This is a genomic window from Sphingomonas sp. G-3-2-10 (assembly GCF_012927115.1).
Taxonomy (GTDB): Bacteria; Pseudomonadota; Alphaproteobacteria; order Sphingomonadales; family Sphingomonadaceae; genus Sphingomonas.
The window spans coordinates 364,611-387,541 of sequence record NZ_JABBFY010000001.1 but is presented as its reverse complement, the minus strand read 5'-3'; the positions used below and the strand labels follow the sequence as shown (position 1 = coordinate 387,541).

Annotated in this window: 24 protein-coding genes and 1 tRNA gene; 9 read left to right on the top strand and 16 right to left on the bottom strand. The window is 65.1% G+C overall.

What is annotated here, in order from left to right; genetic code table 11:
- Window positions 1–38: 38 nt before the first annotated feature.
- Entirely contained in the window at window positions 39–872 is an 834-nt protein-coding gene (locus HHL13_RS01950; protein ID WP_169554098.1) for a TonB family protein, read from the top strand.
- Here the strand turns inward: HHL13_RS01950 and HHL13_RS01945 are convergent.
- The 3 genes from HHL13_RS01945 to HHL13_RS01935 form a co-directional block, all read right to left on the bottom strand.
- Window positions 869–1,051 (bottom strand): hypothetical protein, encoded by a 183-nt coding sequence (locus HHL13_RS01945; RefSeq protein WP_169554097.1) that lies wholly within the window; start codon window positions 1,049–1,051, stop codon window positions 869–871. The two genes, HHL13_RS01950 and HHL13_RS01945, sit on opposite strands and share 4 nt — an antisense overlap.
- 155 nt (window positions 1,052–1,206) lie before the next feature.
- On the bottom strand, window positions 1,207–2,463 hold the full coding sequence (gene clpX, locus HHL13_RS01940; protein WP_169554096.1) for an ATP-dependent Clp protease ATP-binding subunit ClpX: 1,257 nt from the start codon (window positions 2,461–2,463) through the stop codon (window positions 1,207–1,209).
- A gap of 225 nt (window positions 2,464–2,688) precedes the next feature.
- The gene (locus tag HHL13_RS01935) at window positions 2,689–3,315 is read right to left on the bottom strand and encodes an ATP-dependent Clp protease proteolytic subunit (protein ID WP_206376819.1); all 627 of its coding nucleotides are present in this window, start codon (window positions 3,313–3,315) and stop codon (window positions 2,689–2,691) included.
- Window positions 3,316–3,471: 156 nt separating this feature from the next.
- Here HHL13_RS01935 and HHL13_RS01930 point away from each other — a divergent pair, with 156 nt between their 5' ends.
- Window positions 3,472–4,482, top strand: a complete 1,011-nt coding sequence (locus HHL13_RS01930; RefSeq protein ID WP_169554094.1) for an aldehyde reductase — start codon at window positions 3,472–3,474, stop codon at window positions 4,480–4,482.
- On the opposite strand, the gene HHL13_RS01925 is transcribed toward HHL13_RS01930, so the two are convergent.
- The 4 genes from HHL13_RS01925 to HHL13_RS01910 form a co-directional block, all read right to left on the bottom strand.
- Complete coding sequence (locus HHL13_RS01925) at window positions 4,479–5,459, bottom strand: glycosyltransferase family 2 protein (RefSeq protein WP_169554093.1); 981 nt, start codon at window positions 5,457–5,459, stop codon at window positions 4,479–4,481. The genes HHL13_RS01930 and HHL13_RS01925 overlap by 4 nt on opposite strands.
- 25 nt (window positions 5,460–5,484) lie before the next feature.
- Window positions 5,485–7,005, bottom strand: coding sequence for a S41 family peptidase (locus HHL13_RS01920; protein ID WP_169554092.1), 1,521 nt, complete (start codon window positions 7,003–7,005; stop codon window positions 5,485–5,487).
- Between the two features lie 115 nt (window positions 7,006–7,120).
- The gene (tig, locus tag HHL13_RS01915) at window positions 7,121–8,755 is read right to left on the bottom strand and encodes a trigger factor (protein WP_169554091.1); all 1,635 of its coding nucleotides are present in this window, start codon (window positions 8,753–8,755) and stop codon (window positions 7,121–7,123) included.
- 61 nt (window positions 8,756–8,816) lie between these two features.
- A tRNA-Leu gene (locus tag HHL13_RS01910) sits at window positions 8,817–8,901 on the bottom strand.
- Between the two features lie 106 nt (window positions 8,902–9,007).
- Here HHL13_RS01910 and HHL13_RS01905 point away from each other — a divergent pair.
- The 5 genes from HHL13_RS01905 (at window position 9,008) to HHL13_RS01885 (ending at window position 11,570) form a co-directional block, all read left to right on the top strand.
- The gene (locus HHL13_RS01905; protein WP_169554090.1) at window positions 9,008–9,181 is read left to right on the top strand and encodes a hypothetical protein; all 174 of its coding nucleotides are present in this window, start codon (window positions 9,008–9,010) and stop codon (window positions 9,179–9,181) included.
- Window positions 9,182–9,192: 11 nt separating this feature from the next.
- The gene (locus tag HHL13_RS01900; RefSeq protein ID WP_169554089.1) at window positions 9,193–9,393 is read left to right on the top strand and encodes a hypothetical protein; all 201 of its coding nucleotides are present in this window, start codon (window positions 9,193–9,195) and stop codon (window positions 9,391–9,393) included.
- 156 nt (window positions 9,394–9,549) lie between these two features.
- Window positions 9,550–10,197: a hypothetical protein gene (locus HHL13_RS01895; RefSeq protein WP_169554088.1), complete on the top strand. Its 648-nt coding sequence runs from the start codon at window positions 9,550–9,552 to the stop codon at window positions 10,195–10,197.
- 13 nt (window positions 10,198–10,210) lie between these two features.
- Window positions 10,211–10,870 carry a hypothetical protein gene (locus tag HHL13_RS01890; protein ID WP_169554087.1) on the top strand — a complete coding sequence of 220 codons (660 nt, stop codon included), beginning with the start codon at window positions 10,211–10,213 and terminating at the stop codon, window positions 10,868–10,870.
- A 40-nt stretch (window positions 10,871–10,910) separates the two neighbouring features.
- The gene (locus tag HHL13_RS01885; RefSeq protein ID WP_169554086.1) at window positions 10,911–11,570 is read left to right on the top strand and encodes a hypothetical protein; all 660 of its coding nucleotides are present in this window, start codon (window positions 10,911–10,913) and stop codon (window positions 11,568–11,570) included.
- Between the two features lie 44 nt (window positions 11,571–11,614).
- Here HHL13_RS01885 and HHL13_RS01880 read toward each other — a convergent pair whose 3' ends face one another.
- The 9 genes from HHL13_RS01880 to HHL13_RS01840 form a co-directional block, all read right to left on the bottom strand.
- Window positions 11,615–12,415, bottom strand: coding sequence for a hypothetical protein (locus HHL13_RS01880; RefSeq protein ID WP_169554085.1), 801 nt, complete (start codon window positions 12,413–12,415; stop codon window positions 11,615–11,617).
- On the bottom strand, window positions 12,412–13,005 hold the full coding sequence (locus HHL13_RS01875; protein ID WP_169554084.1) for a hypothetical protein: 594 nt from the start codon (window positions 13,003–13,005) through the stop codon (window positions 12,412–12,414). The genes HHL13_RS01880 and HHL13_RS01875 overlap by 4 nt, the downstream gene beginning before the upstream one ends.
- A gap of 107 nt (window positions 13,006–13,112) precedes the next feature.
- The gene (locus tag HHL13_RS01870; protein ID WP_169554083.1) at window positions 13,113–14,018 is read right to left on the bottom strand and encodes a hypothetical protein; all 906 of its coding nucleotides are present in this window, start codon (window positions 14,016–14,018) and stop codon (window positions 13,113–13,115) included.
- Entirely contained in the window at window positions 14,018–14,569 is a 552-nt protein-coding gene (locus HHL13_RS01865; protein ID WP_169554082.1) for a hypothetical protein, read from the bottom strand. Before HHL13_RS01865 ends, HHL13_RS01870 begins: the two co-directional genes overlap by 1 nt.
- 51 nt (window positions 14,570–14,620) lie before the next feature.
- Window positions 14,621–16,123 (bottom strand): Asp-tRNA(Asn)/Glu-tRNA(Gln) amidotransferase subunit GatB, encoded by a 1,503-nt coding sequence (gatB, locus tag HHL13_RS01860; protein WP_169554081.1) that lies wholly within the window; start codon window positions 16,121–16,123, stop codon window positions 14,621–14,623.
- Between the two features lie 115 nt (window positions 16,124–16,238).
- Complete coding sequence (locus HHL13_RS01855; protein ID WP_169554080.1) at window positions 16,239–17,057, bottom strand: FkbM family methyltransferase; 819 nt, start codon at window positions 17,055–17,057, stop codon at window positions 16,239–16,241.
- Window positions 17,058–17,284: 227 nt separating this feature from the next.
- Window positions 17,285–18,766 (bottom strand): Asp-tRNA(Asn)/Glu-tRNA(Gln) amidotransferase subunit GatA, encoded by a 1,482-nt coding sequence (gene gatA / locus HHL13_RS01850; RefSeq protein WP_169554079.1) that lies wholly within the window; start codon window positions 18,764–18,766, stop codon window positions 17,285–17,287.
- Window positions 18,766–19,053: an Asp-tRNA(Asn)/Glu-tRNA(Gln) amidotransferase subunit GatC gene (gene gatC, locus HHL13_RS01845; RefSeq protein WP_169554078.1), complete on the bottom strand. Its 288-nt coding sequence runs from the start codon at window positions 19,051–19,053 to the stop codon at window positions 18,766–18,768. The genes gatA and gatC overlap by 1 nt, the downstream gene beginning before the upstream one ends.
- 66 nt (window positions 19,054–19,119) lie before the next feature.
- A complete protein-coding gene (locus HHL13_RS01840; RefSeq protein ID WP_169554077.1) occupies window positions 19,120–20,922 on the bottom strand; it encodes a DUF4153 domain-containing protein in 1,803 nt (600 codons plus the stop codon).
- A gap of 195 nt (window positions 20,923–21,117) precedes the next feature.
- Here HHL13_RS01840 and HHL13_RS01835 point away from each other — a divergent pair, with 195 nt between their 5' ends.
- Together HHL13_RS01835 and ruvX are read left to right on the top strand one after the other, a co-directional pair.
- Window positions 21,118–22,236: a DUF3089 domain-containing protein gene (locus HHL13_RS01835; protein WP_169554076.1), complete on the top strand. Its 1,119-nt coding sequence runs from the start codon at window positions 21,118–21,120 to the stop codon at window positions 22,234–22,236.
- 121 nt (window positions 22,237–22,357) lie between these two features.
- On the top strand, window positions 22,358–22,819 hold the full coding sequence (gene ruvX / locus HHL13_RS01830; RefSeq protein ID WP_169554075.1) for a Holliday junction resolvase RuvX: 462 nt from the start codon (window positions 22,358–22,360) through the stop codon (window positions 22,817–22,819).
- The last annotated feature ends 112 nt before the right edge of the window (window positions 22,820–22,931 follow it).

Below are 22,931 nucleotides of genomic sequence, written 5' to 3'. Positions count from 1 at the left end.
GGATTGACCCCGATACGGGACAGGGGGAGACTGGCGCGATGCGGACGCTGGCGCTCGCCCTCCCCTTGGTTTTCCTCGCTACGCCGGCCGCGGCGCAGACGCTGTTCGGCTGGAGCGGCAGCTGGGAGATTCGCCAGCAGGGCGGCGTCTGCATGATGCGCCACATGGCGACGGATGCGGCCGGCACCCGGATCGAATTCAGCAAGCGCGTGTTCGATGATGGCAACTTGCTGCTAACTCTCACCGGCATCGGCTGGCCCTATGCAGGGGGCAATGAATATGCGCTGCAATTCGCCGCGGATGGCGAATTGCTCGCCAACCATCCCGGCTGGGGTATCGAGGACGGGCCCGGCCGGGGCGGGGTTCAGCAGTGGATCTATCGCGACACGCCCACCCGCCTCCTCGCCGCCCGATCGGTCACGCTTCGGGAAATCAGCCCAAAGCGCGACGGCCCGGGCTTCCGGATGCCGCCTGCCATGCTGGCCGAACAGGATCTCGAGCACTGCCTTGCCGACCTGCGCAGCCGCGAGGCCGGATCGGGCTCGCCGGCAGTCAACCCACCACGGGTGCGAGGCGCGCTGGATACGCTGATCACGGACGATGATTATCCGGGAGCCGCCCGGAGGACCGGACAGAGCGGGCAGGTCAAGATTCGCCTGACCATCGGTGTCTATGGCTTCGCGCGGGATTGCGTGGTGCTGGAATCCTCGGGCAGCGAGATGCTCGATACGCGAACCTGCACCCTATATCGCAAGCGGGCGCGGTTCGAACCGGCCACCGATGCCTTGGGCCGCCCCACGCTGGGCAGCTACGACATCGTCAGGACCTGGGTCCTGCCGCCTCCGCAGCCGCCCCAATATTCCGGCTCCTAGCGCCGCGAACGCGCTTCCCGGCGACGGCTTCGCAGCGTTGCGCCCGCTTCGTTGGGCGTGGACAGCGGGCGGCTGGTCCGCATGACATGAGGCGCGACGCAATCGTCGGACGGGCAGCCGCAGGGGACGGCATCGACATGATAGTCCGGCCCGCTGCTTCGCGCCTGCAGTCTGTTCATCTTCTCTTCGCTTCGGATCGTGTCGATGATCGCGTTTCGCTTGAGAAATTTTCCGGCCATCCCGATTCCCCACACCAAAGGAACCCGCCCCGACACGAAAAAGGCGCCGCTTTCGCGACGCCTCTTCGTGACGGCAGGATCGGGGTTTCAGCCCGTCAGCCCGCCTTTTCCTTCTTGGCATAGACGCGCACCGGTTCCTTCGTGCCGATGACCACGTCCTTGTCGATCATCACTTCGTCGACGCCGTCCATGCTGGGCAGGTCGAACATCGTGTCGAGCAATATGCCTTCGAGGATCGAACGGAGGCCGCGCGCGCCGGTCTTGCGCTCGATCGCCTTTTTCGAAACCGCCACCAGCGCATCGTCGGTGAAGCGCAGGCCGACCGACTCCATGTCGAACAGCTTCTGATACTGCTTCACCAGCGCGTTCTTCGGCTCGGTCAGGATCTTGATGAGCGCGTCGATATCGAGATCCTCGAGCGTCGCGATCACCGGCAAACGGCCGACGAATTCGGGGATCAGGCCGAACTTGAGCAGATCTTCCGGCTCGGTCCTGCGCAGCAGCTCGCCGGTGCGGCGTTCGTCCGGTCCGGCGACATGCGCGCCGAAACCGATCGACTTGCCTTCCAGTCGGTCGCCGATGATCTTTTCGAGGCCCGAGAAAGCGCCGCCGCAGATGAACAGGATGTTCGTCGTGTCGACCTGCAGGAACTCCTGCTGCGGATGCTTGCGCCCGCCCTGCGGCGGAACGCTCGCGGTGGTGCCTTCCATCAGCTTGAGCAGCGCCTGCTGCACGCCTTCGCCCGAGACGTCGCGCGTGATCGAGGGATTCTCGGCCTTGCGTGAAATCTTGTCGATCTCGTCGATATACACGATGCCGCGCTGCGCCCGCTCGACATTATAGTCGGAAGCCTGGAGCAGCTTGAGGATGATGTTCTCCACGTCCTCGCCGACATAGCCGGCTTCGGTCAGCGTGGTCGCGTCGGCCATCGTGAACGGCACGTCGAGGATGCGCGCCAGCGTCTGCGCCAGCAGCGTCTTGCCGCAGCCGGTGGGGCCGACGAGCAGGATGTTCGACTTGGCCAGCTCGACGTCCGCACCCTTCGCGCCGTGGTTCAGGCGCTTGTAGTGGTTGTGAACCGCAACCGAGAGGACGCGCTTCGCCTGCTTCTGGCCGATGACGTAATCGTCGAGGACGTCGCAGATTTCCTGCGGCGTCGGGACGCCGCCGTCCTTCTTGCTGACCAGCGCGGACTTGGTTTCCTCGCGGATGATGTCGTTGCAGAGCTCGACGCATTCGTCACAAATGAAGACGGTCGGGCCGGCGATGAGCTTGCGTACCTCGTGCTGCGACTTGCCGCAGAACGAGCAGTAGAGCGTGCTCTTCGAATCGCCGCCACTCAGCTTCGTCATAGAAATTCCTTACGAGCCCCGGACGGGGGCCATTGGTACGCAATTGCTCGCGCGTGAAGCGCGGGGAGCCGAGGATACACCGGCATCCCTAACAAGAAAACTAATATGCCCATGCCGCGAGGCGAAACAAGGGCAAGGATGCGGCGTACGGTGTCCCTGCGCCGGACCCTCCCGCGCATCGTAGCGGCCCCCGCCGCGATCCGGCAGGGGCCGTTTCCGAAACGATCAGGCTGCGTCGTCCGAAACGGTCGGGCGCTTGTCATACACTTCGTCGACCAGACCGAATTCCTTGGCCTCGTCGGCTTCGAGGAAGGTATCGCGATCCATCGCCCGCTCGACGCGCTCCAGCGTCTGGCCGGTATATTTCACGTACAGGCCGTTCATCCGGTCCTTGATGCGCTGGATTTCCTTGGCCTGGATCTGGATGTCCGAAGCCATGCCCTGCGCACCGCCCGAAGGCTGGTGGATCATGATCCGCGAATTGGTGAGCGCCACGCGCAGGCCCGGCTCGCCGGCCGCCAGCAGGAAGCTGCCCATCGAAGCCGCCTGACCGATGCACACGGTCCCCACGCGCGGACGAATATACTGCATCGTGTCGTGGATCCCCATGCCCGCCGTGACGACGCCGCCCGGCGAGTTGATGTACATCCAGATGTCCTTCTTGGGATTCTCGGATTCGAGGAAGAGCAGCTGGGCGGTAATGATCGAGGCCATGTGATCTTCGACCGGACCGGTCAGGAAGATGATCCGCTCGCGAAGAAGGCGCGAATAGATGTCATGCTGGAAGGTGCCACGACCCGACTGCTCGATGACCGTGGGAGGATAGGCTCCGGTGATGGATTCGAGAGTCATCTGGTCTTGAAGCGGATGCATGGGAAATTTCTCGTTTGTGGTTTTGCCCGGTCAGTACATCGGCGCTCGGGATGCGGGGCGCAAGGGGGAACGAGGTAAACGCCGCCGCGGCGCTGGCACCTTGTATCGGCACGGCTGCGTAACCATCATGGAGCGATGAGCAACGTCCTCGTCACCGGAGGGTCGGGCTTCGTCGGAAGCCATGTCATCCTCCAGCTGCTGGAAGCGGGCCACAACGTCCGCACCACCGTCCGCAACCTCTCGCGCGAGGCGGAAGTGCGCGCGACGCTGAAAGCCAATGGCGCCGATCCCGGCGATCGGCTGAGCTTCTTCGCCGCCGATCTGGAAAAGGATGCGGGCTGGGCCGAAGCGGTCGCAGGCTGCGACTATGTCCAGCACGTCGCTTCCCCCTTCCCGATCAACCAGCCCAAGGACGAGCAGGAACTGATCCGCCCCGCGGTGGAAGGCACGCTGCGCGTCCTGCGCGCCGCGCGCGATGCCGGCGTGAAGCGCGTCGTCCTCACCTCCTCCTTCGCCGCGATCGGCTATGGTCATGGCGAGCGCAAGACGCCCTATACCGAAGCCGACTGGACCGATGTGAACGGTCCCGCCGTCCAGGCCTACATGAAGTCCAAGACTCTGGCCGAGCGCGCGGCGTGGGATTTCGTCGGGCGGGAAGGCAATGGGCTGGAGCTGGCGGTGGTCAATCCGGTCGGCATCTTCGGCCCCGCGCTGAGCAACGATCTCTCGACCTCGATCGAACTGGTGCGCCAGATGATGGCGGGCAAACTGCCCGGCACCCCCGACCTGTGGTTCGGTGTGATCGACGTGCGCGACGTGGCGTCGCTGCAACTGCTGGCGATGACTGCACCCGAAGCGGCAGGACAGCGCTACCTCGCAGTCGCGGGCGAACCGGCGTCGATGCACCAGATGGCAGTGGTCCTGCACAAAAATCTCGGCACCAAATTGCCCCGCCAACTGCCCAGCTGGCTGATCCGCACCCTTGCGATCTTCAACCCGATGGCCCGCGAAGCCGTGCCCCGCCTCGGCATCCGCGGCCGGGCGAGCAACGCCAAGGCAAAAGCGCTGGGCTGGACGCCGCGAAGCAACGAGGAAGCGCTGCTCGCCACCGCGAACAGCCTGAAAACGCTCGGACTGATCGACTAGTCTTCGACGCGCGGCGTCAGTCCCGGCACGAAATTGTCCGGCTTCGCCTCCCTCGCCGAATGAGGCGAGGCATGGCCGAGATAGGCCAGCCGCCGCATCTCGCGCCGGCCATGCACCACCGTGTCGAGGATCAGCCCGGCGAACAGGTTGAGGAAAGCCAGGATCATCAGCCCGGTCGAAAGGATCGCGGTGGGGAAGCGCGGTACCAGCCCGGTCTGGGCATAGGTGACCATCAGCGGCACTGACAGGCCGACCGCGATCAGCGCGAACAGCGCCGCGATCCAGCCGAAGAAGAACATCGGCCGCTCGATCCGGTAAAGCTGCACGATCACCCGCAGGATGCGGAAGCCGTCGCGATAGGTGTTGAGCTTCGACTCCGATCCCTCGAGCCGCGCGAAATAGGTCGTCTCGACCTCGCCGACCGGCATCTTGAGCTCGAGCGCGTGGACGCTGATCTCGGTCTCGATCTCGAACCCCGACGACAGCACCGGAAAGCTCTTCACGAAGCGGCGCGAAAACACGCGATAGCCCGAGAAAATGTCGGTGAAGCTGCGCCCGAACAGCCCGGCAAGGAAGCCCGTCATCAGCTTGTTGCCCAGCACATGCCCGCGCCGGTAAGCCTCGGCTTCCTCGTGAACGCGGGTGCCGACGATCATGTCGAGTCCCTCTTCCACCAGCCGCGCAACCATCGCGGGCGCCGAAGTCGCGTCATAGGTCGCGTCGCCATCGGCCATCACATAGATGTCGGCGTCGATGTCCGCAAACATGCGGCGGACGACATTGCCCTTGCCCTGCATCCGCTCGGTCCGGACCACGGCCCCGGCGGCCTTCGCCACCTCCACCGTGCGATCGCGGCTGTTATTGTCATAGACGTAGATCGTCGCATCCGGCAGCGCCGCGCGAAAGCTCGCGACCGTCTGCGCGATGGCGGCCTCTTCGTTGTAGCAGGGAAGGATAACGGCGACGTTGTGCTTCATGCCGCCAGCCATAAGGGTCAGGCTGTTAAGGTCGAGTATTATTTGGTCGAGGCCGCTCCTGCGCCCGAACGATCGCAAGCGTATCCTTCAGAAACACGTCCTCGGCTTCCCCGATCGCTGGCCGGCCGATCCTGAAATCGGGCACGACACCGGCAACCTCATCCTTGCCGTTGGGGCGAATGAAATGGCTCTTGGGATAGCTCACCACAAAGCCGGTTCCCGGCAGGGTGAAAGACTGAACCGACGCGTAGTTCGACGCCACGTCGGCGGTTTCCTCGCCAAGCACCTTGCCGAACCCATAGTCTTGCACGAGCGCGGCGACCGACGCAGCGTTCGAATAGCTGTGCCGGTTGACCAGTATCCATATTCGCCCGCGATAGCGCGGCCCCTCGCGAGGCTGCACCAGCGGTAGATCGTAGCGATAGCGGATGCCGTTGGGCTGGGTATCCTCAACCGCCATCTGCCGGGCGAAACTCGCATCGATCGGCTCGCCGCTCGCACGGATGCGCGCATAATCCGCCTTGGTCGCCGCGCTTGCCTTCAGCATGAAGGACGACGCGAAGCGGAAGGGACGATCCGCGAACCAGGCGATCATCGGATCGCTGAAGCTGTTGTCTCCGCCGGGATTGTTGCGCAGATCGATAATCAGGTCGGTCGCGCCGCTCGCGATGATCTTGCCGAAACTGTCATCGATGAACGCCTTGAACGAGTCCGACCGGTAGGACGGCCCTGTTTCGCTCGCAGCCTGCCCGGTGTCGAAAAAGGGACCGGGCCGCAGATAGGCGATGCCGCGCTCCAGTTCGCGATACTCGCGCGTCCCGAAATCGATAGCCGGCTCGCGCGTGGGAAATTTCGCCTCCAATCCGCGCCGCTGCTCGAGCGTCACGGCGGGAACGCGAACGTTCACTGCTTTGCCCTCGATCGTCGCGGTCACCATGACCGACCCGACCGCGCCGCGATCTAGCCAAAGCAGCGCCGGGAAGCTTTCCTCCATCTGGGCATGGGCCATGTAAGGTCGCTCGGCCGAGACATAGGTGCCGAAACGATCGAGAACGTCAAGGATCGGCATCCCATCGATCGCCGCGACTTCGACGCCGGCGCGGAGCACCCCGCTCTCCTCCGCGGCATGGGTCAGAACGACGCGCTTGCCATCCACGCGGATGAACAGCGGCACCACCGTCCCGCCCGACCGCAGATGGGTTACGAACGCGATGAGCGGCGCATCGACCTTTGCATGGCCGATCCGCCCATATGCCACGAATTTCTGGAACAGCTTCGCGACCTCGATCTTGTCCATCGGCCCACGGATCGACGCGGCGAGCGCCCGGTAATAGGCGTCATATTCCCGCTTCGTCCGGTGGATGTAGAGGTCGAAATGCGCCTCCTGCAAAATACGATAGAGAAGGGCGAAATCGGATCTGACGATCTCCGCCGGCACCTTCTCGGCCTGATCGGCCGCCACATTTGACGGCGCCGCGTCCAGCGCCGTCGCCGCGCTCAAACCACTACAGGCCAGCGCGAGAGCGATGAGGGATCGAATCTTCATGACCGCACAGAAGCGCGGGCCGGATGGACACGACAAGCGAATAATCGGCTCCAAAACGAAAAACCCCCGCCCGGGCGGACCGGACGGGGGCTTGTCTTTCACAAGGTCAGAAAGCTCATTCGGCCTTCTTCTTGGTCGCCTTCTTCGGCTTTTCTTCGGTAGCGTCCTCGGCCTTCGCCGCCGGAGCCTTCTTGGTTGCGGCCTTCTTCACCGGCTCGGCTTCGACCAGTTCGTCGCCGGGTGCGGCAGGCTCGATATCGGCCGCCTCAACCTTTTTGGCATCGACCTTCTTCGCCTTGGCGGGCTTGGCGTCTTCAGCCGGAGCCTCTTCCTTCTTCGCCTTGGCCTTCTTGGCCGGCTTGGCGTCGTGGTCATGGTCGTGACCGCAGCCCGGGCCGTGGACGTGCGGCACTGCGCCTTCCTCGGACTCGATCGCGGCTTCCAGCTCTTCGCGGGTCACTTCGCGCTCGGTCACTTCAGCCTTGTCGAACAGGAAGTCGACGACCTTGTCCTCGAACAGCGGCGCGCGCAGCTGGGCGGCAGCCATCGGCTCCTGACGGATATACTGGATGAAGCGCTCGCGGTCCGCCGGGCTGTACTGCTGCGCGGCCTGCGCCAGCAGCTGGTTCATTTCCTGCTGCGAGACCTCGACGCCATTGGCGGTCCCGATTTCCGACAGGAGCAGGCCCAGGCGCACGCGGCGCTCGGCGATCGCGCGATAGTCGCCACGCTCGGCTTCCAGCTCGGCCTTGGCCGCTTCCGGGTCTTCCTCATGGCCGGCTTCGTGCTGGAGCTGTTCCCAGATCTGCGAGAATTCGGCTTCCACCATCGACGGCGGCACTTCGAAGTCATGGCCCGCGGCGAGCTGGTCGAGCAGCTTGCGCTTCATGTGAGTGCGGGTCAGGCCGCCATTCTGCTGCTCCAGCTGGCCCTTGAGCAGGCCGGTGAGCTGCTCGAGGCTCTGCAGGCCGAGCGACGTCGCAAACGCATCGTCGATCACGGTCTCGCCCGAAGTCTTCACCGCAGTGATCTTCAGGTCGAACGTGGCGGGCTTGCCGGCGAGGTCGGCGGCGCCGTAATCCTCGGGGAAGGTCACGTTGATCTGCTTCTCGTCACCAACCTTAACGCCGACGATCTGGTCCTCGAAGCCCGGGATCAGACGGCCCGAGCCGATTTCGACGGCCATGTCGGTGCCGGTGCCGCCTTCGAAGGCGACGCCGTCAGCGGTCTTGCCGACGAAGTCCATCGTGACCTGATCGCCTTCCTTCGCCTTGTGCTTGGCGGGGGCGTCGGTCCACGACTTCTGCTGGCCCGCGAGCTGCTTGAGCTGCTCTTCGACAGCCGAATCGGCAACCGGGATCACCAGACGCTCGAGCTTCAGGCCTTCGATCGAGGGCAGCGGCACTTCCGGCAGCACTTCGAGTTCGACCGTAACGTCGGCATCCTTGCCGTTCTCATAGCCTTCGCCGAGGCTGACCGACGGCGCCATCGCCGGGCGCAGCTTGTTCTTGGCGATCAGCGACTGAACGCCTTCCTGGATCGCGCTGTTCAGCGCGTCGGCGGCGATCGCTTCGCCGTGCATCTTGCGGACGAGGTTCGCAGGCACCTTGCCGGGGCGGAAGCCGGGCATCCGGATCTGCGGCGCGACCTTCTTCACTTCGGCATCGACCTTCGCGTCGATATCCTTGGCAGTGATCTTCAGCGTGTAGGCGCGCTTGAGGCCCTCGTTCAACGTCTCGACAGTCTGCATTTCACGGCTTTCTTATAGAATTCGGATTGGCGGCGTCCGGACGCTGAAGGAACGGCGGTGCTGGTGCGGGCGAAGGGACTCGAACCCCCACACCTTTCGATACCAGAACCTAAATCTGGCGCGTCTACCAGTTCCGCCACGCCCGCAGGGGCACCGCCGGTCGGCGGGCTCTATAACAGTCATGGGTCCCGGGGCAAGGGCGAAGCAACCGACAGCAGGGACAGGCGTTGAACCAAGGAAGGAGACACGATCTTGCCCGTCGAACCGCCCGTCAAGCCAGCCACGCCCGAGCCCGAAGCGCCCCCTGCCCCGCAGCCGGGCCAGCCCGAGACGCAGCCGCCGGAAATCGTGCCGCCGCAGCCCGATATCGATATCCCCGCGCCGCAACCCGGCACCGATCCCGGTCCGATCCAGCCAACCGCCTGAAGGAAACCCGCATGGGTGACATCGCCCGCGACCCCGATCTCGACCACCGGCCCGATCCGCGCAAGGACGTGGAATCGGTGACCGGCGCTGCATCGGACGCCGCCGAATCCGCCGACGGCGCCTCCGTCACGCCGCCCGAGCCCAGCGGCGCACCCGACGGCGCTCCAGGAGCGGCAGGCCAGACCAGTAATCGAGACAAGACGGCGCAATAGACGGAACGGTAAATCCGGAAAAATCGAGTATTAGAATGAAGCGGGACAACCCGCTTCATTTTTCCAATTGCACGCCGATCCCGCCCCGCCTAGCACAGTCCGGTATTCCGGCTCGGGGGGGCCATCTTGATCATTCGATTGTCTTTTTTCGCGGTTTTGGCCGCTCTTGCATCCACATCTCCGGCCTCCGCACAGGATTCGGCGGCAGCTCCGGCAAGCGTTGCGGCGGCACCTGCGACCGAGCCCACGCCGGCCGGTTGCGAGCTCCATGTCTGGCCAGGTTCCGACCTGATCCATCTCTATTATGGCTGGGTGCATGGCGGGACGATCAATGGATCGACCAAGGGTCGCGAAGGCTATCCGGAGGCACCGGAAAATCCGCTCACGGCCGAAGTACAGGGACATTTGCTGGCAGGAATGAACCTGCCCAAGCTCGTCGCACTCCCCGACTATGCGGTGATCGTCCATCCGCAGCCGCTGAGCAGCCGTGAAATCCGCGCGAGCAAGACCCGTTTGGCCACCAGCAATTCGCCCTGCTACGCGGAGCTGATGGTCGACGACCTGCTGTTGACGCAGAATGTAATCGGCGGCAATGCGCTACGCGCCTCGTTCCGCTTCCGCGATTTCGGCCCCGATGCGGCACCCCGGCGGATGTTCGGCAGCTTCGCCATGACCAAGCTGCTGCAATTCCCGCCCAAGGCGCCCGACAACATGCCCGCCGCGGCGGAAGAGCTGCGCAAGGCGTTCGAATCGAACGTGGCGCAATTCGCCGCCGCGCTCACCAAGCCGCCGAAGCGCAAATAGCGCCGCCATGCGGATGCGCAGCGCATTCTCCGCTCTGCTGCTGTCGTGCGCCGCGCTGCCCGCGTCCGCGCAGGATGCGCCGTGCGAACTCCATGTCTGGCCCGCCGACGGCATGGGTAGCGTGCGGCAGCGCGCGTTCGAATCCTCGCCCTCGGCCGGCCTCATCCCCGCGCTGATCAAGCAGTCGCAGCAAAAATCCGCGGATGCCGCCGACGAGCGGGCGCGGGACAATCTCGCCGCGTCGGCCACGCCCGAGCCCATGTCCACCGCGGTTCAGGTCGAGGCCCTCAAGTCGCTCCCGTTGGCCGACATGCTCGGTCTCCCCGGCCATGTCGTCGTCGTGCACGACACGCCGCTGGAAAGCCGCACGATCCGCACGGTGCGGACCCGCTATGTCGAGACGGTCGCGCCCTGCTATGCCGATCTGGTGGTGGACGACGTGTTCTACGCGCGCGCCTACGCCAATGGCCGGACGCTCAAGACCTTCTACCGCTTTCGCGATTTCGGCGCCCAGGCCGCGCCGGTGCGCAGCTTCGGCACCTGGGTCGACACAAAGCTCCTGATCTTTTCGATCGACCCGCCCGATTTGAGCCAGCCCGCGCTCGACGAGATTGTTTCGGCCTTCCGAACCAATGCGACACGCTTCTCCGAACTGCTCCGGAAGAGGCCGTGACGTTCCTACCGACGTTATAATTCAACCACTGGGGGATATCATGAAAGCAGCCTTCCGTACGGCCACGGCGATCGCCGCCAGCCTCACCTTCTTCGCTTCGGCGGCCGCATCCGCTCAGGACGCGCCGTGCGAGCTTCACGTCTGGCCAGCCGAGCGCATGACGTCGGTCACCACCGGCCTGCTCGGCGGCGGCCTGCTCGATGCCGCCATCCACGGCGGCAAGGATGCCAGCAACAAGGCGCAGATGGCCAGCGCGCTCGACAGCCCGAGCCAGCTCGACGCGCTCCAGTCGCTCGATCTCAACACGTTGCTGAGCCTCAAGCCCGGCACGGTGATCATCCGCCACGAAGAGCCGCTCGAGCGCAAGACGATGAACAAGGTCAAGACGCGCCGTTCGGATTCGACCGCGGCCTGCTATGGCGAACTCATCGTCGCCGACGTCTTCTACCAGAAGGCGGCGATCTATGGCCGCTCGCTGCGCACCCTGTTCATGTATCGCGACTTCGGCGACGACCAGAAGATCGACTTCGAATACAAGGCATGGGGCGGCAATGGCCTCAAGCTCTTCCCGCCCAAGGAAGGCGAAGACGCGATCGCCGCGCTCGACGAGCTGGTGAGCGTGTTCAAGAAGAATTTCGAGGAATACGCCAACAACGCCCGCACCCGCGTGGCGGCGCGCAAGCCGGCGAAGACGAAGTAAGATCGATCAGGCGGGCGGCCGGCCACTGGCCGGGCGCCCATCGGTCAATTCGCCGCGCTGCCGGTGGCGCGCAGGTCGATCACCTTGTCGCGTTCATATCCCAGTACGCCGGGCATGGGTGTCAGCCGGTCGATGTCGATCTTGAGGAAATTGGGGATCTTGTCCGCCGCGCGGTACTCCGCGGGCGCCACCGTCGCGTCTTCGAACGGGGCGGGCATCCGGACCGGCGCGGTCGCGGGCACGATCGTCATCGATCTCCGCCCGGGAAATTGAGGCTCGCCTTCGCGCGGGAGGTCGTCCGGCTCGACTATCAGCACCCGGCCCATGTCGGTGATCTGCCCGGCCCGCGCTTCGAAGCTGACGGTGCCCATGCACAGGCACCGCCCGCCAAAGCCGAATTCACCCCAGCCGATCGCGCCATAGACGGTGTAGTTGCCCGGCTGGACCGCGACGAGCAGCAGTTCCTCGCCATCCGGCCCGGTCAGGAAGTCGCTAGGCTGCAACTCCACCCGCATCCTCATCTCGATCGGGGGATGGACCAGAGTGGCGTCGGTAATCACCAGCGGCTTGAGCCGTGCCACCATATTCGCCCGCGCCTGCGCGTCCTTCAGCGCCTTGGCCCGCTCGGCGCGATATGCTTCGCGATCGGCTTCGAGCGGCGCGCGCAGCAGGGTCAGCCGCGTCGTCGGCCCACGATAGAGGATATAAGCCTTGCCGGTCTCGATCCGCCCGTTGACCGGCTCGGAATATTGCGGCGCATGGCGCTTGCCCTGCGCGTGGGCAGGCAGGGCGCCGGCAAACATCGCGCAGGCGGCAGCCGCGACGGCGAACAGACGCAGGCTCATGGTTCCAACTCCTTTCCTGCCGGGCGCGGCCCCGAAGCGACCTTGGCCTGGCGCTGAAGATAGTCGCGCTGGCGGGCCAAAGGCAGCGCATCGGCGGCGCTGCCCTCGAAATGGAACTTGCCCCAGATCCCCTTGGGCAGCCCGTAGCGTTGATACCCCTTGAACCCCATGCAGGTTCGCATGTTGGCGCGGCGCAGGCGGCGGCGTTCGCCATTGGTCCGGCTCGCGGTGCTGATCGACGCGACCAGCAGATTGCCCAGCGCCCCGCCCAGCGCGCCCGCCATCGTGCCCTGATATTGATAGGGCGTGTCGACATAGCCCGGCGCGTTGTTCGAGCCCTGGAACGGTCCGCGCGAATAGCCGTCGCATTCGAGGACATCGGCATAGGCCGTCGTGAAATCGGTCTCGTCGCGATGGAAGAAGAAGTATTTGTCGTAATCGGCCGCGATCTTGTCGGTCTCGACGAAGGTGAGCGCCGGCACCTTGATCTTCGCTACGTCGATCGGCCCCGCCGCTTGCCGCCGCTGCGCCTTGGCGTCGTTCGCCGAAAGGCCCGCACACAACACGGCGCCCAGCGCGAGCGCCGTCATCCTGCCAAATCTCATCATTTCCCCCATTGCGGAACCGCAACGATCGTCACGATAGCGGCAATGCGCCCCGTGACAAGCGGTCCGGGCGCCCTTCCGGCGCGACGACGTCACCGGAACGGATAGGCCCCCGGTGCTTCCTTACCGCTCTTCACGTCGATCACCTTGCCCCGGTCGTAGCTCAGCACGCCCGGCACCGGCACCAGCCGGTTGACGCCCCCGGCATTGGGATTGAAGTACTTGCCCACCGCGCGATATTCGCCGCGCACCACCGTCACCCCCGCCAGCGCGGGCGGCAGGGCCGTTCCGGGCGCGACCGGCCGCACGGTGCCCGCGATCAGCACGTTCGGCGTATCGCTGCTCGGGCCGAATCCGGTCTCCGCCGCCAGTTCGGGAACGATGGACTTGGACTTGGCGGCATCGGCGTAGAAGGTGCCGAGATCGGTCACTTCGCCCGCCTTGGCGGTGAAGCCCACCGTGCCGAGGCAGAAGCACACATGCAGCCCCTGCCAGCCCATGCCCCATGACGCGCCATAGAGAACGAAGTCGCCGGGCAGCGTCTCGACGAGGAACAGACTGTCCGGCTGCCCCTTCACGAACGGCCAGTTGTTGGCGATCGCGTTCACGTTGAGCGTGCCGGCATAGACGAAATTGAAGGTTTCGAGCGAAGGCACCGGCGGGATGTCGCCGTTGAACTTCTTCCCCGCCGCCTCGGCCTGCGACTTTCGCGCCAGTGCTCGTTCGCGCTCCGCCTTCAGCTTCGGCTCGGCCTCGGCGAAGGCCTGGGCCTTGGCCACATTATAGGCATCCATCTCCGCGCGGGCCGGGATGCGCATCAGGACAGGCTCGAACGTCGGAACGCCTTTGGGCTTATGTACGCGAATGATCAGATAGGCGCGGTCCGGCCGGATCGTCACCGGCGCGCCTTCGCGGATCTGGACGATTTCCTGACCCGGGCGGTCGCCGGCTGCCACGGGCGAGCTGGCGAGTGCGATTGCGGAAAGCCACGCGAGCATCAGCGGTCCTCCGGAAGCGGCAGGCCATCGGGCGCGGCGCCCGATGCCGCCTTGGCCTGCATGGCGATCGAAGCCGCCGAGAAATTGTCGGTAAGCACTTCCCAGCGGCGCTCCTGCAACGGGTAGCGCTGATAGCCGCGCGGCTCCATGCAGCGGCGCAGGCGTGACTGACGCGCGCGGCGCTCCAGCGGGCCGGCGATGATCGCCCCGATCGCCACGCCCACCAGCCCATAGGCCGGGATCGGCGTATAGGCTTCGGCGGCCGGCCTGCCCTCCCACGGCGCGAACATCGGCGTGCCGGGATGGGTGCTCCCCACCGGCAGGAAGCGATAGCATTCGGTGAAGTCGGCCAGTGCTTCCTCGAAGCTCGTATCCGCTCGCCAGAAATAGAAATATTTCCAGCCGTTGCGCACCACGTCGGGGTCGCGTCCGCCGGTAAGATCGGGAACGACGATCGTCGCGGGATCGACCGGCGCACCGGTATCCTGAGCATATGCCGGCAGCGCCAGAAGCGCGGCGACGCCAGCCATCAACGTTGCAATGATGCGCATCCTCTCCCCCCTGACGGCGCACCATAATGCTCCGTCAGGAGGTGACAATGACTAACCGAGCGCTTTCTTCAGCAACTCGTTGACCACGGCCGGATTGGCCTTGCCTGCCATCGCCTTCATCGTCTGGCCGACGAAGAAGCCGAATAGCGCTTCCTTGCCGCCACGATACTGTTCGAGCTGGCCGGGGTTCTTCGCGAGGATCTCGGCGATCACCGCTTCGATCGCGCCGGTGTCGCTGGTCTGCTTCAAGCCGCGCTCCTCGACGATCTTCTCGGGCGCGTCGCCGGTTTCGAGCATGATCTCGAACACCTGCTTGGCCAGCGGCCCGCTCAGCGTACCATTGGCGGCCAGCGCCAGCAGCTCGGCGCCCTGCACCGGGCTGACCGGGCTCTCGCCCAGATCCTTGCCCAGCTTGTTGAGCGCGCCGAACAGGTCGGAGATCAGCCAGTTGGCGCTGGCGCGCGCCACTTCCTGCTCGCCCTTGCCCTGGATGCGCGCACCTTCGGCCAGCAGCGCTTCGAACCAGCGCGCCGTATCGGCATCGGCGGTCAGCACCGCGGCGTTGTACGCAGTCAGCCCAAGATCTTGCTCGTACCGGCGGCGCTTGGCGTCGGGCAGTTCGGGCAGGCTCGCTTCGCACTCGTTCAGGAATGCGTCGTCCAGTTCCAGCGGCAGCAGATCGGGATCGGGGAAGTAGCGATAGTCGTGCGCGTCTTCCTTCGACCGCATCGACCGCGTCTCGCCGCGATCGGGATCGAACAGACGGGTTTCCTGCACGATGCGGCCACCAGCTTCGAGCACCTCGACCTGACGCTTCGCTTCGATCTCGACCGTCTGCATCACGAAGCGGACCGAGTTGACGTTCTTGGTCTCGGTGCGCGTGCCGAACGGCTCGCCGGGCTTGCGGACCGAAACGTTCACGTCGGCGCGCATCGATCCCTGATCCATATTGCCGTCGCACGACCCGACATAGCGCAGGATCGAGCGCAACTTGGCGACATAGGCACCGGCTTCCTGCGGCGAACGCATGTCGGGCTTCGACACGATCTCCATCAGCGCCACGCCGGCGCGGTTGAGATCGACGTACGAGCGCGTCGGATGCTGGTCGTGCATCAGCTTGCCCGCGTCCTGCTCGACATGGATGCGCTCGATGCCGATGGTCTTCACCTCGGCGTCGGGATCCTTCTCGTCGAGGCTGATCTCCAGCGCGCCCTCGCCCACCAGCGGATGGAACAGCTGGCTGATCTGATAGCCCTGCGGCAGATCGGCGTAGAAATAGTTCTTGCGATCGAAGCGCGACCATTTGTTGATCACCGCGCCCAGCGCCATGCCGGTGCGCACCGCCTGGCGGATGCACTCGCGGTTCGGCGTGGGCAACATGCCCGGCATTGCCGCGTCGATCAGGCTGACCTGGCTGTTCGGCTCGGCCCCGAACGCAGTCGCGGCGCCCGAAAACAGCTTGGCGTTGGACGTGACCTGGGCATGGACCTCAAGGCCGATCACGACCTCCCACTCGCCGGTTTCGCCATGAATGCGGTACGCTGTTTCAGCCATTATCTATCTCGAACGGAAAATCACGATGATGCGAAGTCTCGTCCGATAGTGACATGCGCCGCCGCTGAGAAGAGGCGAGCGGAGATTTCGCTGCCGAACCACTGTCGTCAGGCGATCAGTCTTGCGGAACCATGAGGAAATTGGTGTTCACCGGATAGCGTTTGTAGGTCGTCTCGGTGCGGTAGCCCCATTGCTCGCATTGCGCCGTGAAGGCGGGGATGTTCACATCCTCCACCTCGACGAACATCACCGGACGATGCCGCCTGATGGTCTGCTCGAGTCCCGCGAGCACGCTCATCTCCAGCCCCTCGGTATCGATCTTGAGGAAAGCGACGGGTTCATCGACGAGCACACTGTCGCCGGTCACGATCTCCAGTTCGCCGCGATCCGTGACCTCGAGCGCTGCGCCGCCCAGATTGGCATAGGGCAGATGCACCATTGCGCGGCCCGGCCGATCCGACAGGCCGACGGGCTGGATGGTCACGCGATCGCCCAGTCCGTTCAGGATGATATTCGTTTCCAGCACCGCCAGCGCGGGCGGATTGGGTTCGAACGCGATCACCCGGTCCGCTCCCAGGATCAGGGTCGCATACAGGGTATGATTTCCGACATTCGCGCCGACATCGACGAACAACCCGCCGCGGAACCAGGGGGCGAGCAGCGCCAGTTCCTCCGCCTCGTAGAATTTTCCGCGCAAATGATAGCGCTGGATCAGGTCGCTATTGTCCGCAACGAAGAAGCGGACCGCGTGTCCCTGCTCGATGGTTCTGACCACCGCGCCACGCTGCACATTGGCGGGATCACGCCGCCACTGGAACGCCAGCCCGGCGGCGCGCGAACCCGGCGTCTCGATCCGTGAAAGATCGAGCCCGGCGCGATTCAACATCTCGTTGCTGCGCTGAACGATGCGCCGGGCATAGTGCCCGAGATTCACCGCCAGTCACCCGGCAAGCGTCGCGTCGCTCGAAGAAACGCCGGTGTCGACGTACCGAATCCGGTCATGGGATCACTTCCGCGCTATGACGAGCGTCGTCAGGAATCCCCCCACAATCGGATAAGGTCACCCGACGGTGCCCTATGTCAATTGCGCATCACACCGATCTGGCTGATTTCAATAGCGTTTACGACCAACCGAGCCAGCCGCCCGGCAATCTGCCTGTCTCACCACCACGCATCCGGCCGCGCGGCGAAGCCCGCGCGCTGCTCGATCGCGAGACCGGCGTTCAACACGCCCTGCTCGTCCAGCGGCTTGCCGATGATCTGCAGGCCGAGCGGCAGCCCGTCCTTGTCGAGCCCGCCCGGCACCGACATCGCAGGAAGGCCCGCGAGGCTCGAGGGCACCGTGAACACATCGTTGAGGTACATCGCCAGCGGATCGGCCGACTTCTCGCCCAGCGCGAACGCCGCGCTCGGCGCGGTCGGCGTCAGGATCAGGTCGCACACGGTAAACGCGTTCTCGAAATCCTGCGCGATCAGCGTCCGGACCTTCGATGCCTGCGTGAAATAGGCGTCGTAGAACCCGGCCGAAAGCACATAGGTGCCGATCAGAATACGGCGTTTCACTTCGTCGCCGAAACCGGCGGCGCGGGTCGCGGCGTACATGTCCTGCAGGTTCGCGCCCTCGGGCAGGTCGCGCAGGCCGTACCGCACGCCGTCATAGCGGGCGAGGTTCGACGAAGCCTCTGCCGGCGCGATGATGTAATAGGCCGGCAGCGCGTACTTGGTGTGCGGCAGCGAGACTTCGACGATCTCCGCGCCCGCATCCTTCACCCATTCGATGCCCTGATCCCACAGCGCGAGGATTTCGGGCGGCGTGCCGTCGAGGCGGTATTCCTTCGGAATGCCGATCTTCTTGCCGCGAAGATCGCCGGACAACAGCTCTTCCCACTTCGGAACCGGCAGGTTCAGCGACGTCGAGTCCTTCGGATCGAAGCCTGCCATATTCTCCAGCAGGATCGCGCAATCGCGCACGTCGCGCGCCATCGGGCCCGCCTGATCGAGCGACGACGCGAACGCCACCACGCCATAGCGCGAGCAGCGGCCATAGGTCGGCTTGATGCCGCTGATGCCGACGAACGCGGCGGGCTGGCGGATCGAGCCGCCGGTATCGGTGCCGGTGGCACCCGGGCACAGCCGCGCGGCCACCGCCGACGAGCTGCCGCCCGAGGAACCGCCCGGCGCCAGCGAAGCATTGCTGCCCTGCTTGCGCCACGGCGAGATCACGTTGCCGAAGTACGAGGTCTCGTTCGACGAACCCATCGCGAACTGATCGAGGTTCAGCTTGCCCAGCATCCCCGCGCCGGCATCCCACAGCTTCTGCGAGACGGTCGATTCATAGACCGGCTTGAAGCCTTCGAGGATGTGGCTGGCGGCGGTGGTCTGCACGCCCTTGGTGCAGAACAGGTCCTTCATGCCGATCGGCACGCCCGCCAGCGGCTTCAGCTTGTCGCCACGCGCCAGCGCCTCGTCAGCCTCGCGGGCGGCGGCAAGCGCGTGCTCGGGGGTCTCGACGATGAACGCGTTGAGCGCCTTCGCCCGGCTCACCTTGATGACGAACGCATCGGCCACTTCGCGCGCGGAGAATTTGCCGCCACGGATACCGTCGCGCAGTTCGGCGACGCCCAGATCGGTAACGTCGCTCATTATTCGACCACCTTCGGCACGGTGAAGAAGCCATGTTCGCCCTGCGGCGCGTTCTGCAGCACCGCGTCGCGCTGGCCGCCTTCGGTCACCACGTCTTGGCGCAGGCGCAGCGTATTGGGGATCACCGCGGTCATCGGCTGCACGGAGGAGGTATCGACCTCGCCAAGCTGCTCGATCCAGCCGAGGATGTTGTTGAGCTCCGGCGCCAGCCTCTCGGCATCGGCGTCGGTGATCGCGATGCGAGCGAGGCTCGCGACCTTCTTCACGGTTGCAGTGTCTACGGACATGGGAGCGCGCCTAGCAGGCACGCCCCCATGCCATCAAGCACCGTTCACTCGCCAATCACTTGTCAATCACTCGAAAGCCTCGCCCACCGGCTCGCCGCCGACGAACACCTGCCGCCGGGTGACGGGACGAACCTCGATCTGGCCGGCCTGATAGGCCTTGCCGGCCTTCGCTGCCGCACCCTTCGCGGCTTCGTCCTTGCGATCGATCCGGGGGCTGTAGTTCATGCTCTGCCACTTGCCGTCGACGAAGCGATAGCGGTTCTCGAGGCCGCAATTGACCGCAAGCTCCTCTCCGCCCTTCGCCGCGCGATCGTAGCACCAGTCCTGAAACACCAGCGCCTCGGCTCCGCCCGGCATCAGGAACACCGTGCACTTGCCTTCGCTGGTGCAGTTGATGTTGCCGGCCATCGCATCGATCAGCGCGGGCGGAAGCGTCGTGCCGCTGGGTAGGATGCGGGCATTCTTCGCAATCTCCCTGCTCCGCACCTCGCTATTGTCCACCTCGGCGACATCCCAGCGATTCTCGGCCTTGGCCGCCAGATCGGCCTTCGCCTTGATCGCCGGATTAGCCGATGCCTGCAACTTCTTCAGCGCATCGCGCCCCGCCTGCCCGAACTCGAACGCCAGCGCGCGCCAGTCGAACTTGTCCGGCGCGATCCTGCCCGATTCGAGCCGCGCGACCTGATCGCGCGTCGAGATCGCGTTGAAGCTGATCAACGGCGTCGCCAGCACGAGCGCCAGCCCGCACAGGACGAACGCCAGATTCAGGTTCGCCGGCCGCGCCCGCTCGGCCCAGTGCAGCCGCCCGATCAGCAGCGAGACGAGATAGGCCAGCCCATAGGCGCTGGCGACGATCACGAAGGTCAGCGCCCACAGCCGGTCCGGCGTGAAGCCATATTGTCCGATGCGCAGCCCGGTGGCGATCGCGGCGATCACCGCCAGCGGCAGCATCACCAGCCCCAGCCCCATCGCGCCGTACTTCAGCAGCGGAAAGGTCCGCTCCTCCGACGGCGCGTTGCCGATCACCGCATTGGCGAGAATCAGCGCCCCGACGCAGCAGCTCAGCAGCAACGGCGTGGTCGCGCTCGTCGCGTCCCACAAGGCGCCAAGCCCGGTAAAAGGCAGTGCGAGGACGAACAGCAGCAGCCCGACCGCGAGCACCGGCGCCAGCACCGAAAGCACGATCGCCACCACCCGCTGAAGCAGATGGACCACCTTGTCCTGCTCGCGCAGCACGCCCAGCGCGCCGCCGAACGCCGTCCCGATCAGCGCGTGCCAGAACCAGCTCTTTTCCAGCAGATCCTTCAGCACATCGATCTTGATGAGGTGGAACAACTCGGCCAGCAGAAACGACAATGCGAAGGTGATCCCGACGAACACCCAGCCGGCGCCCCACAGCACCACATTGGTCCAGGCATGATCGTGGACCGACGCGTAGGGGAAGCGCGGCTTTCCCACATCGCGCGCCGCCTGAAACAGCGGTGCTGCGATCGCGATCCCCAGGAACAGGCTGAACGTCCGCCAGCCATCGCCGCCGCTCCACTGGTCCGGTCCGCCGTTCCACCAGATGACAGAGCCTGCCAGCACGCCCATCGCCGCCGAAAAGACCAGCGAGGCCCACCACAGCCGCCGCTCGATGGTGAAACCGATCAGCCCGGCGGTCACGGTCAGCGCGGTTGCAAGCGCCAGCGTCAGCGAAGTCGGTTCGCGCCGGTAGAAAGGCTCGTCGCCAAGGAGGAAATAGACCCCCAGCCCCGCCGCCAATCCAAGCAGCGCGAGCATCACGGGCCGCAACGGCCAGTTCTCATGCTCGGCCGGAACTTCTTGCCGCTCCGCCCAGTCTTCCACCGTTTCGTGCGAATCGCTCATGCCCGGCTCCCCTTCCAGACGGCCCGTGCTGGCCACATGCGCAGAGCCTCCGCCATCGCGGCGCATCGGTAAAGTCAATTTACCGTGCAGGATCGGTGCAGCCGCCCCGACGGTTGCATGTTTCGCACGCTTGCCTCAGGGGAACGTGGTTGCCGCCTCGCGGCTTATGCCGCATTGCACAATGGAGTGGTCTCCTTGGCCCGCAAGTTCCTCTATGTGGTCGCTGTCCTGATCGTGCTCGCGCTCGCCGCCACCTTTGCCTATCGCTTCTGGGGTCCGCAACTGATGCGGGCCGCATTGGTGCCCAGCGTCGAAGTCGCGGCGCTGCCGCCGCATGGCGACTATTCGCGGATCGAGATGTGGATGGCCCGGCCGGACAAGCCCGGCAATCCGGCTTTGTGGGTCCCGGATGGCTTCAAGCCGACCACCGAGCCCAGGGCCGCGGTCTTCTTCATTCATCCCACCTCGTTCCTCGACCGCACCCGCTGGAACGCTCCGCTCGACAATGCCGAAGCCAATGGCCGCGCCGAACTGTTCCTGCGCAGCCAGGCAAGCGCGTTCAACGGCATCGGCGCGATCTGGGCGCCGCGTTACCGTCAGGCGACCTTCGGCGCCTTCCTGACCGACAAGGCCGAGGCGCAAAAGGCGCTCGACTTCGCTTATGGCGACGTCCTCGCTTCGTTCGATCAGTTCCTCAAGGAAGCCGGCGATCGCCCGATCATCCTCGCCGGGCATAGCCAGGGTGCGCTCCATTTGTCGCGCCTGCTGGTCGATCGCGTGGCTGGCACCCCGCTCGCGAAGCGCATCGTCGCAGCCTATGTCGTCGGCTGGCCGGTCTCGATCACCGCCGATCTGCCCAAAATGGGCCTGCCCGCCTGCACCGGTCCCGATCAGGCCGGCTGCATCCTGTCGTGGCAGAGCTTCGGCGAACCCGCCGCGGCGTTCGACGATCCGACCAACACCGCGCAGGTCACCGACATCTTCGATACGACCAAGGGTTTCACCGGCCAGTCGCGTGCGGGCACGCCGCTGGTCTGCACCAATCCGATCACCGGCAAGCCGAACGACACCGCGTCGTTCACCGCAAATCTCGGCACGCTGATCCCCAACAAGGATCTCAGCAACGCCCGGCTCGAAGCTGGTCTGGTTCCCGCCCGCTGCGACGGCCGCGGTTTCCTGCTGATCGGCGCGAACCTGCCGAAAATGGGACCCTATGTCCTCTCCGGCCAGAACTACCATGTGTACGACTACAGCCTGTTCTGGGCCAACATCCGCAAGGACGCCGAGCGCCGCGTGGCGGCGTATCGAGGATAACCCCAAATCCGTTCGTGCTGAGCTTGTCGAAGCACCGTCCTTTCTTCGACGCCGCCGGAACAGCCGCCGGAAAAGAAGAACTGCCCTTCGACAAGCTCGGGGCGAACGGTAAGAAGCATCCATGATCACCACCGATCGCCTCACCTATCGCGAAGCCCTGCCCAATGGCGGCCGCCTGCTCGGCCTCGACGTGGGCACGAAAACGATCGGCACCGCCCTGTGCGACGCGGAGTGGAGCTTCGCCTCCCCCGCCCTGCTGATCCGCCGCAGCAAGTTCACCAAGGACAAGGCCGCGCTGACCGAACTGATCGCGCAACAGCAGGTAAAGGGCCTCGTCATCGGCCTGCCGCTCAACCTGGACGGCACCGACAGTCCCCGCACCCAGTCCACCCGCGCCTTCGCCCGCAACATGGACGATATGGGCCTGCCGATCTTCATGCAGGACGAGCGCTGGTCCACCGTCGCGGTCGAACGCACCCTGATCGAACAGGATTTCAGCCGCGCCCGCCGCGCCGAAATGATCGACAACATGGCTGCCGCCCACATCCTGCAAGGCGCGATCGACGGACTGGTTTTGGTCTAATCGACCTTATTCCCGTCATCCCCGAGAACGCGGGGCTCCCGCTTCTTTCTTCCGTTACCGGAGATGCGGGACAGGTGCGTTGGCGGGAATACCATAGCTGCCGCTTGCCACC

Coding starts and splice junctions, on each gene's coding strand:
- HHL13_RS01950 (WP_169554098.1), top strand. CDS start 39: ATGCGGACGCTGGCGCTCGCCCTCCCCTTGGTTTTCCTCGCTACGCCG.
- HHL13_RS01945 (WP_169554097.1), bottom strand. CDS start 1,051: ATGAACAGACTGCAGGCGCGAAGCAGCGGGCCGGACTATCATGTCGAT.
- clpX (WP_169554096.1), bottom strand. CDS start 2,463: ATGACGAAGCTGAGTGGCGGCGATTCGAAGAGCACGCTCTACTGCTCG.
- HHL13_RS01935 (WP_206376819.1), bottom strand. CDS start 3,315: ATGACTCTCGAATCCATCACCGGAGCCTATCCTCCCACGGTCATCGAG.
- HHL13_RS01930 (WP_169554094.1), top strand. CDS start 3,472: ATGAGCAACGTCCTCGTCACCGGAGGGTCGGGCTTCGTCGGAAGCCAT.
- HHL13_RS01925 (WP_169554093.1), bottom strand. CDS start 5,459: ATGAAGCACAACGTCGCCGTTATCCTTCCCTGCTACAACGAAGAGGCC.
- HHL13_RS01920 (WP_169554092.1), bottom strand. CDS start 7,005: ATGAAGATTCGATCCCTCATCGCTCTCGCGCTGGCCTGTAGTGGTTTG.
- tig (WP_169554091.1), bottom strand. CDS start 8,755: ATGCAGACTGTCGAGACGTTGAACGAGGGCCTCAAGCGCGCCTACACG.
- HHL13_RS01900 (WP_169554089.1), top strand. CDS start 9,193: ATGGGTGACATCGCCCGCGACCCCGATCTCGACCACCGGCCCGATCCG.
- HHL13_RS01890 (WP_169554087.1), top strand. CDS start 10,211: ATGCGCAGCGCATTCTCCGCTCTGCTGCTGTCGTGCGCCGCGCTGCCC.
- HHL13_RS01885 (WP_169554086.1), top strand. CDS start 10,911: ATGAAAGCAGCCTTCCGTACGGCCACGGCGATCGCCGCCAGCCTCACC.
- HHL13_RS01880 (WP_169554085.1), bottom strand. CDS start 12,415: ATGAGCCTGCGTCTGTTCGCCGTCGCGGCTGCCGCCTGCGCGATGTTT.
- HHL13_RS01875 (WP_169554084.1), bottom strand. CDS start 13,005: ATGACGGCGCTCGCGCTGGGCGCCGTGTTGTGTGCGGGCCTTTCGGCG.
- HHL13_RS01870 (WP_169554083.1), bottom strand. CDS start 14,018: ATGCTCGCGTGGCTTTCCGCAATCGCACTCGCCAGCTCGCCCGTGGCA.
- HHL13_RS01865 (WP_169554082.1), bottom strand. CDS start 14,569: ATGCGCATCATTGCAACGTTGATGGCTGGCGTCGCCGCGCTTCTGGCG.
- gatB (WP_169554081.1), bottom strand. CDS start 16,123: ATGGCTGAAACAGCGTACCGCATTCATGGCGAAACCGGCGAGTGGGAG.
- gatA (WP_169554079.1), bottom strand. CDS start 18,766: ATGAGCGACGTTACCGATCTGGGCGTCGCCGAACTGCGCGACGGTATC.
- gatC (WP_169554078.1), bottom strand. CDS start 19,053: ATGTCCGTAGACACTGCAACCGTGAAGAAGGTCGCGAGCCTCGCTCGC.
- HHL13_RS01840 (WP_169554077.1), bottom strand. CDS start 20,922: ATGAGCGATTCGCACGAAACGGTGGAAGACTGGGCGGAGCGGCAAGAA.
- ruvX (WP_169554075.1), top strand. CDS start 22,358: ATGATCACCACCGATCGCCTCACCTATCGCGAAGCCCTGCCCAATGGC.